Below are 8,757 nucleotides of genomic sequence, written 5' to 3'. Positions count from 1 at the left end.
CCCTCAGACAAGCTACGGACCAGAAGGCCGGGGGTTCGAATCCCTCAGGGCGTACCAAGAAGAATCCCCGTATTCTTAACGAATACGGGGATTCTTCTTGTTTTATCGCCTGGTTTTACGTTTAAAAGTTCGAGTTTCAAGACATGAAAATCAGCTTACCCCTTCAAATACCCCTTACGGGAGATTTTCCTGTTTTGGGGCACGCACACTGGAAAAATACGTTCGGGGTTCCACGGGTGGGGTGTGAAAAGGCGGTTCCATGTTCTTCTGAACAAAGAGCCGCCTAATCGTTTTAACCGCNCTTTTTGATTTTCTCGATGTACTGCTGCATCCGGTCAGCGCTCTCGCGCTTCATCTGGTCAGTGACGTGGCCGTAGACGTCCAACGTGAAGGACGCTGTGGCATGGCCCAGGTTCCCCTGGACGGTCTTGACATCATCCCCGACCCGGAGAGACGCCACGGCGAACGTATGTCTCAAATCGTGCAGACGGGTCTCAGGCAGGCCAACGGCCTTTACGATACGCTTGAAGTTACGATACACGGTGTCAGGAACCAGGTGATGGCCCAGCTCATCCGTGAACACGAAGTCGCCCAGGGCATCGCCTTCCCAGCAGGGGCCAGCTTTCAGACGCCATTCCGCTTGCTTGGCCTGCTGGGCCTTCAGGGCGTCCATGACGAACGGAGCAGGAACTACCACCCGGCTCTTATCACTCTTGGTGGTGGGAAGGACGTACTTGCCGCCCGGTCCCCGCTCCTTTTGGAGCTGTTTGTTGATATAGATGCTCCCGGCCTTAAAGTCGATACAGTCCCAGGTAAGGCCACAGACCTCGCCACGGCGCATTCCGGTGAATATATCGGTCAAATAGATGGTCTCGAAGCGGTGCCCTTTGATGGCCCCCAGAAAGAGGGCCGTGGCATCATCATCCAGGGGCTTGATGGCTTTCTTCGTTTTCTTCGGCAACGTACAGGCATCGGCGGGATTAGACCGCAGATAGCCGATAGCTACGGCCTTTTCCAAGGCGCTGTGCAATACGCCGTGGCAGTTATGGACGGTCTTGGGGTTCAGGGCTTCATGGCCGTCCTGGGCCTCCAGTAGACCATTGTAAAATTTCTGAATCGTATGGGGGGCGAGGACCTCCAGTTTCACGGCTCCAAGGCAGGGCTTGATATGGTTTTGGATATGAGCAGCATAGGACGCCTTGGTGTAGTTCTTAATGTCGCTCCAATATTCCTTGCACCAGATGTCCAGCCATTGGCCCAAGGTCATCTTACAGGGTTCCCGGTAGTCGTCTTTGTCCAAAGCGGCAACAGCCTCGGTCATCTTTTTACGGACTTCCTTCTGGGTCTTGCCATAGATGGACTTGCGGATGTCCTTTCCAGTGCCGGGGTCCACGCCAATGACGAACCGGGCTTCCCAAGTTCCGTTGGGCCGCTGGCGGATGCTGCCTTCGCCTCTGGCACGTCTTTTTTTCTCTGCCATGGTAAAAAAACTTNTNCTTNNGGNTTNGACACCATGGCCCCTACGTGCTATACTATAGGAGCACAGGTGCTTTAGTAGAATGGGATTATAAATCAGGGCTTTGTGCTGACTGTCCGTGTGGCTGCAACCATGCGGACAGTCTCTTTTTTTTAGAATTTCCACATTTAATTTTGGGGGTTCGCTCGCTTGATTGCGCCTGTAATAATTTGGNCAATTATCTCATTTAAANCGGCAATCTGTTCCGCGTTCTCCCTCATCTTTTCACTGTCTTCCGGCACATGGGCCTCCATCAGCTGAAATCGNTCGTACTTCACTTCATTCAGCGTACCAATCACGCTTTTCAGCTGCGCCCCTTCTTCTTCATTCAACCCAGAATAAACATCCGTTTTTTGGGGATGAAGCTGGAAGGTTGGGACCTGAACCATGATTTTAAGATATTCCAAGGCATTTAGCTGGCCCGCATCGTTGAGTTGGTTAAACATGGTGTCAAATTTTGCGGTACGTCTCCGGCGCTTTTTTAATTCCGGTTCTTGCGAGTTTTCGGACGATGCCCCATCAGGACCAGGCTCAGCGGCGGCGGTGGCCAACTCACGCTCAATCAGCTGTTTTAAAAACTCCATCGACTGCGGAATCCATTGGTCGGCCTCTCCGATATAATCCCCATTATAATAGCGGTCTTCGAAATTAGATATGATTTTTGAAATCTGCTTGAGCTCCTCCTTCTTCTCCGGAGAGATGTTGACCAACTCATAGGGCGGAACATCCAGCAGATTCGCCAGAGTATAAAGCTGGTCAACGCGGAATNGCCGCTGGCCGAGCTCGCATCNNCTGACGGCGGACTTGGAAATACCCAAGCGAGCCGCAATGTAGTCCTGGGCGAGACCCTTGGCTATCCTCGCCTGCTTGACTTTTTCACCTGTTGTCATAATAGCAGTTTGCTTCCTCCTCTTCTTTGATTTTTCATTTTTATTATAGCACGTCATCTTCATATGTCAACAAAATTTTAAAAAAGGTTTCTGGGTCGAATTTTCTTGCAAAATGTATGGGAAGCGGANGGGCCGCTACTTACAGGAAAGGGGCGATTATTATTTAAATAAGGTATAGTGGCCGTTTTAGCNCACCAAGTANCCTCTCGGTTGCCCGCATTTTCGTGGGACTAAATCTTTTTTCAAATTCCCGGGGATTTTTTTGAAAAAAATGTTGACAATCTAAGCGGGCGGTGGTAAGATAGCACCATGGGACCGGGCCAGAGGTCCGAACCCAAAGAATTTAAAAAGGAGGATTTCTATCATGAAGAAATCCGAAGCGATGCAAAGCACGCACTTGCCTCCGCATGTCCCTAAGATGAGGCACCATTCCACCACCTCCGGCACCATGTGTAATTGCAGTTGCACAGGCGGCCATCCCCAGCACGAAGCCCTGATTTATAATCCCACTTCTATCAATGAACTCTCCCCCTGCCATGGCAGGGGGCAGGGCGGCCACGATGACCAGCCGCTTCTGGAGCAGCCGAGCGCAGACACCACCGGCAAGCTGGCAATCAGCGTTCCGGAGATGGCCAAGCTGCTGTCCATCAGCAAGCCCACTGCCTATGCCTTGGCCCGGAGTGAAGGGTTCCCCGCGTTCCAGGTCGGCGGCCGAACGCTTGTGTCCGTTCCGGGCCTCATGGCCTGGGTGCAGCGGGCTTCGACCGAGGAGGTGCTGTGATGATGCCCCCGAGCATGAATCTGAACAACACCCCTGAGAGCGCGAAGAAACGGGGAGGTGCTGTGATGATGCCCCCGAACATGAATCTGAACAACATCCCTGAGAGAGCGAAGAAAGAATGCGCTTTCGTTATCTGGAAGTACCAGCCTCGGGGCAACGGTGTGAAACCGGCCAAGGTCCCGTACAATCCTAAGACGAGTGCGCCCGCCGACACTGCGGACCCCAGCACGTTTGGGGGCTTTTCGGAAGTGCAGAATTACGCCAAAGCGAGGTACGACGGCGTGGGTGTAGGCATCTTCCGCCTGCCGGACGGTTCTTGCCTGGCCGCCATTGACATCGACCACTGCATTGACGAGAACGAGAATCTTTCCCCGATGGCCGATGACATCATGAAGACCATGCGGGCTTACACGGAAGTCTCTCCCAGTGGGCGGGGTATCCGCATCCTGTTCCTGCTCACGCCGGGGTTCGTCTTCGATAGCAACAAGTACTACATCAACAACCAGGCCAAGGGCCTGGAGGTCTACGTTGCCGGAGCAACCAACAAGTATGTGTCTGTGACCGGCAATACTCAGACACCCGGAGCAGACTTGGAACTGCGGGACGCGGAACTGCTGCGGGTCTTGGAGAAGTACATGGTCCGGCCGGGACAGCTGGTTTCCCAGCCCGCTCCCCAGCAGGCCCAGCCCGTGGCCCAGGACAGCGGTCAGCCGGACAANCCGCTGCGGCCCGAGGACCTGGCTCTGATTGAGAGCATCAAGAACGGCCCCAGCGGCGAGAAGTTCATGGCGCTTGGGCAAGGCGACATATCCATATGCGGCAATGACCATAGCTCCGCCGACATGGCTTTCTGCAACATACTCGCCGCCCGGACGCAGGATGCAGGACAGATTGACAGAATCATTCGGAACTCCAGGCTGATGCGAGAGAAGTGGGACAGGCCGAGCGGCCGCAGTACTTACGGCAGTTTGACGATTCAAAAGGCCATCAGCTCCGCGCTGGCTTACCGGCAGCAGTCTCTGGCACCTGCACAGCAGGCAATTCCCCAGCAGCCTCTGGCGCCTGCACAGCAGGCGATTCCCCAACAGCCTCTGGCGGCTCCTGTACAGCAGGCGATTCCCCAACAGCCTCTGGCGGCTCCTGTACAGCAGGCGATTCCCCAGCAGCCTNTGGCGGCTCCTGTACAGCAGGCAGCACCTGCGCGGAAATATCAGCCGCTTTTGTCGGCACAGGAATTAGAGCGAATGGCCATAGCTCCGCTTGTATATGTGGTTCACGACCTCCTCCCGCAGGGTGTAACCATTTTATCTTCGGCACCTAAACTTGGAAAGAGCTTCATGTGTCTCCAGCTCTCGCTGGCTGTTGCTGAGGGAGCCTCTTTCTTAGGACGGCAGACGACTCAGATGGGCGTCCTGTACATGGCCTTGGAGGATGGAAATAGGCGTCTCAAAGACCGTATGTCCGCCATCTTGAAGGGCAGGCAGGCTCCTCCCCACTTGTACTTCATCACGGAGACAGGTCAAACGGATAACTATCTGTATCAGGCGATGGATTATTACCTTGCACAAGACCGCAGCATTGGGCTGGTGATTATTGACACTTTCCAGAAGGTCAGNNGGGCAGATGCCATACATNGCAAGTACCTCTATGATTCTCGGGAGGTTAGCGCCCTGAAGCAGTATGCAGATAACAGGGGCATCAGCATCTTGCTTGTCCACCATACCCGTAAGGCATCGGGCGAAGGAGACGCCCATGCGAAAATCTCTGGAACCCAGGGCCTTTTCGGCAGCTGCGATACCTCTATGGTGCTTGACAAGAAAGCACGCAATGACAGCCAGNCGACGCTGCATATTACGGGTCGTGATGTGCAGCAGCAGGATTTGATTATCCAGTTTGACTCCACTACCTCCCACTGGGAAGCGTTAGGTGGCGCCCNGGACGTAGACCGCCAGAACTATGAGAACAATGCAGTGGTGCAGACCATCCGGGAACTTTTAACTGCCAGTCCTGATGGGCGTTGGCAGGGCAAGGTGTCTGAGCTGATGGATGTCGGCCGGAACAAGGGCCGCATCTTGGCGAACAGCCCCCAGGGACTGGGGAAAGAGCTAGCCAGACTAAAGGCAGACTTGTATGCTTACGACGGCATCCAGCATAATANAACCTGTGCCAACGGAAACGGGAATCGCATTCATCACTTCTACGCACTGACGTTGGAATCGCCGGTAGGGCAGGAACAGGTCTCCGTTTATCCTACTGAGGCCCCTGTCTATCCTAGTGATGGATGGGATGGCACTGGCGACGATGACGACGATATCGATGACGATATTGACGATGATATTGACGATTGCGGTGAGCGGCGGCTTGTTACCCTCCGGACACCATCGGGGCCACACAGCGGCACACAGGCTGTCACGCTGAGTTGCACTTTTCACTACGGAGTGCGAGTGCCGTTGCGGCTCGATGACGTTCAGCCGCCGTGTCCATCTGCGCCAACTGCTGTTCGTAGAACTGGTCCAGCGCCAGCTGAATCGGACGGATGGTGTAGAGCAGATTGCCGTTGCGCTTCAGGCCAGCCTTGGTGGTGACGGATGTGTTCTCTGTACTGATGAGCTGCCGCTCCTCCAACTCGCACACATACTTGCGGACGGTGTTGGCGCTCATCCTCACCGCTCTGCCGATAGTCTTGTAGCTGGGCCAGCACTGGTAGGTGTTTCGGTTCTCGCAGCAGAGCAGGTACGAGTAGACAGCCAGCGCACCAGGCGACAGGCCCAGCAGGAATATCTCGTTGGGCAACTGGAAGTAGTTCCTGACTGGATCACGCTTTGGCCGCGGTGTGTACTTCAATCTGCACCTCCTTGGGTGTGCTGCGACACTCACTCTGCGAATTTCGCTCTGGACTCTACGAACCTGCTGCTGATTTTGAGAACAGGAAGTGAAGGAGTAATGGGGTGAGCGAAATCTGCCGCCATTTCTGGCGGCGGGTATATAATTTTAAGGGGCCATATTTGCACAATTGATACTTGACGCTCCACAGTATATAATTGAAATATGTCATTGAGTTTTATTCTTGACCAAATTTTGACTTTCTCCCTATATGATAAAAAAGACTGGAGGTGTTCGCATGGCATACAGAATTTTGATCGTGGATGATGAACCTATCCTGACCGAATTGCTTTCCACCCATTTGCAGGATCACGGCTATACGGTTTCCGCAGCCAACAGCAGCGATGAAGCCCTGGCGAAGCTGACTGCAAAACCAAATCTCATTCTGCTGGACATCAATATGCCGGGGATGGATGGGCTGGAGCTGTGCAAGGTCATTCGGAACCATATCGTCTGCCCGATCCTGTTCCTGACGGCGCGGATCACAGAGCAGGATAAGGTCAACGGCCTGCGGGCCGGAGGGGACGACTATATCACCAAGCCTTTCGGCTTGCAGGAATTGCTTGCCCGCATTGAGGCCCATCTGCGCCGGGACGAGCGGAACAACCGCCCGCCGGAGGTCGTGACCTCCCAGGGGCTGATTATCAATCTCTCTGATCGAAAAGTATTTTGGAACGAGCAGGAGCTTTCCTTTTCCAAGAGGGAATTTGACATCATCGAATTTCTGTCCTCTAACCCCAATCAGGTCTTTGACAAAGAACGCATCTATGAGGCGGTATGGGGCTANGACGCGGCGGGCGACAGCAGCGTGATTAAAGAGCATATCCGCAAGATCCGCGCAAAGCTCATGCAGGCCAGCGGAAGTGAGTACATCGAAACAGTTTGGGGGATGGGCTACCGATGGAAAAAATAAAAAGGCAGTCATTGAAACGCTCTTTTATGAAGGCTGTGGCGGTCACAATGCTGATTGTGTTCCTGTGCAGCGGCCTTGCGATTTTCGGCTGTTATCGTTTCCAAAACCATATTCTCCCCGATTCCAACGAGGTCTGGCTGACGCAGCAGACAACCGCCCCGGATGGTACGGTCACAGAGGCAAAGATGAGGTATGTCCTTGACGGCTCGCCAGAGCCATTCGGCCAACTGGTAGCGGACAGCCAGGAACACAACGAGAATCAGGGACAGACGAGCTACAGGATAGAGCGCATTGAATCCAGCTACTCCATGCTTTCCCCGAAAGCGAGAACGGCCTACCGTACTTCACAGGTTTGTATGGTGCTGCTGCCGTTCCTGTTTGCTGTGATTGGAATTGCTTTGTGCGCATGGTGGTTTTATCACAAGGTGCTGGAGCCGCCGATCACTGTCCTGATGGACGCCACTGCCCATATTCAAGACCGGGATTTGAACTTTCAGATTACCTTTGATGAGCGGGATGAATTGGGCCAGCTCTGTACTGCCTTTGAGAAAATGCGGCAGACCCTATATGAGAATAACCGTCAGATGTGGAGTATGCTGGAGGAACGCCGGGCGTTGCAGGCATCCGTGGCCCACGATCTGCGTAACCCCATCGCCATTATGACCGGCTATGTGGAATATTTGCAGGAGAACAACAAGGGCGGAACCTTGACGGAGGAAAAACTGGAAAAGGCGCTCTCCAATCTCGGTATCACCGCGGAGCGCATGGGCCGCTATACCGATACCATGCGCGACCTGGGGGCTATCGAAGAAACCGGAGTCCGCCTCAGAGAGGTGGAGCTTCCTGATTTTTTACAGCACATGGCGGATTCTCTATCCATCCTGTTTCAAAATACCCAGGTGCGTTTTTCCTGTGACCTTCATGTGCCGAAGGGGAGGGCCGTCCTTGACGGGGAGCTGTTGTACCGTGTTCTGGAAAATCTGATCTCCAATGCCCTCCGTTTTGCGGAGCGGGAAATCGGGCTGGCTTTTTGTCTGGAGCATGGAATCCTGTCGGCCACCGTGACCGACGACNGGCCGGGCTTTTCGGACAAGCTGCTGCAAAAGAAAACCGCCCTGTTCTACTCCGAGGATNCCTCCGGCCAGCACCTTGGCCTGGGTCTGGCTGTAAGCCAGGTGCTGTGCCAGAAGCATGGGGGAACCATAGAACTGTCAAATAAGTCACCAGATGGGGCCTGCGTGAAAGCCTCCATTAAATTGCAAGAAATATTGTACGGCACAGCCTTAATAACAGGAGGAGAAAATGGAAATATATGAAGTGATGCTTGACAGCAAACAATATGCCCAGTTAAAGAGTATGCTGATTGAAGATAGGAAGGGGGACTTAATAAGAAAAATACCAATCAACGGAAACGATTTGTTTTGTGATATGATTCATGAAATATATTCGCCTGTAATAGATGGATGGAGTACACTTGAAATTGTATTGAAAGAATCTGCCAAAGCACTGGATCTGTTAAGATTTATGACAAAACAGATATTTCCAGAGGACGAAAATTATTTTGTGAGACAGATTGGGAGAAATTGGGCAAATATTCGTTTGGAAAAGGATTGCGCATTTAGAATATATAAGATCAAGGAAGAAGGCTTAAAATAAATTTTTTCTGTAAAATTTCTTATTTATCGGGCAGTTATCAATAGGCCTTGTTTGAAAATTGGCGGAATGCCGGATTGGGGCAGATTTTTTTGCCAGGCAAGGCGATTTGACGCGGGAA

7 protein-coding genes and 1 pseudogene are annotated in these 8,757 nt (G+C 53.0%); 5 read left to right on the top strand and 3 right to left on the bottom strand.

Translation table 11 applies throughout. The features are described 5' to 3' along the window. Window positions 1-292: 292 nt before the first annotated feature. Window positions 293-1,480, bottom strand: a complete 1,188-nt coding sequence (locus JX325_RS09555) for a site-specific integrase (RefSeq protein ID WP_204790922.1) — start codon at window positions 1,478-1,480, stop codon at window positions 293-295. Window positions 1,481-1,644: 164 nt separating this feature from the next. Then, on the bottom strand, window positions 1,645-2,406 hold the full coding sequence (locus JX325_RS09550) for a helix-turn-helix domain-containing protein (RefSeq protein ID WP_204790921.1): 762 nt from the start codon (window positions 2,404-2,406) through the stop codon (window positions 1,645-1,647). 418 nt (window positions 2,407-2,824) lie between these two features. On the opposite strand from JX325_RS09550, the gene JX325_RS18145 reads away from it, so the two are divergent. Further along, window positions 2,825-3,187 (top strand): helix-turn-helix domain-containing protein, encoded by a 363-nt coding sequence (locus JX325_RS18145; RefSeq protein WP_243414025.1) that lies wholly within the window; start codon window positions 2,825-2,827, stop codon window positions 3,185-3,187. Then, window positions 3,187-4,911: pseudogene (locus JX325_RS18550) on the top strand (AAA family ATPase); the annotation flags it as partial. The gene JX325_RS18145 and the pseudogene JX325_RS18550, both read left to right, overlap by 1 nt. A gap of 685 nt (window positions 4,912-5,596) precedes the next feature. On the opposite strand, the gene JX325_RS09540 reads toward JX325_RS18550, so the two are convergent. Beyond that, window positions 5,597-6,031 carry a helix-turn-helix domain-containing protein gene (locus tag JX325_RS09540; protein ID WP_204790920.1) on the bottom strand — a complete coding sequence of 145 codons (435 nt, stop codon included), beginning with the start codon at window positions 6,029-6,031 and terminating at the stop codon, window positions 5,597-5,599. Window positions 6,032-6,308: 277 nt separating this feature from the next. On the opposite strand from JX325_RS09540, the gene JX325_RS09535 reads away from it, so the two are divergent. The 3 genes from JX325_RS09535 to JX325_RS09525 all read left to right on the top strand — a co-directional run bounded on the left by JX325_RS09535 (window position 6,309) and on the right by JX325_RS09525 (window position 8,639). Further along, window positions 6,309-6,983 carry a response regulator transcription factor gene (locus tag JX325_RS09535; RefSeq protein WP_204790919.1) on the top strand — a complete coding sequence of 225 codons (675 nt, stop codon included), beginning with the start codon at window positions 6,309-6,311 and terminating at the stop codon, window positions 6,981-6,983. A gap of 47 nt (window positions 6,984-7,030) precedes the next feature. Continuing rightward, on the top strand, window positions 7,031-8,299 hold the full coding sequence (locus JX325_RS09530; protein ID WP_243414024.1) for a HAMP domain-containing sensor histidine kinase: 1,269 nt from the start codon (window positions 7,031-7,033) through the stop codon (window positions 8,297-8,299). Then, the gene (locus JX325_RS09525; RefSeq protein ID WP_204790917.1) at window positions 8,286-8,639 is read left to right on the top strand and encodes a hypothetical protein; all 354 of its coding nucleotides are present in this window, start codon (window positions 8,286-8,288) and stop codon (window positions 8,637-8,639) included. Before JX325_RS09530 ends, JX325_RS09525 begins: the two co-directional genes overlap by 14 nt. Window positions 8,640-8,757: the final 118 nt, after the last annotated feature.

The organism is Oscillibacter sp. CU971, from assembly GCF_905219725.1.
In the GTDB taxonomy this organism is placed as follows: domain Bacteria; phylum Bacillota; class Clostridia; order Oscillospirales; family Oscillospiraceae; genus Oscillibacter.
The sequence above is the reverse complement of the archived record's forward strand: the minus strand, read 5'-3'. Positions and strand labels throughout refer to the sequence as shown.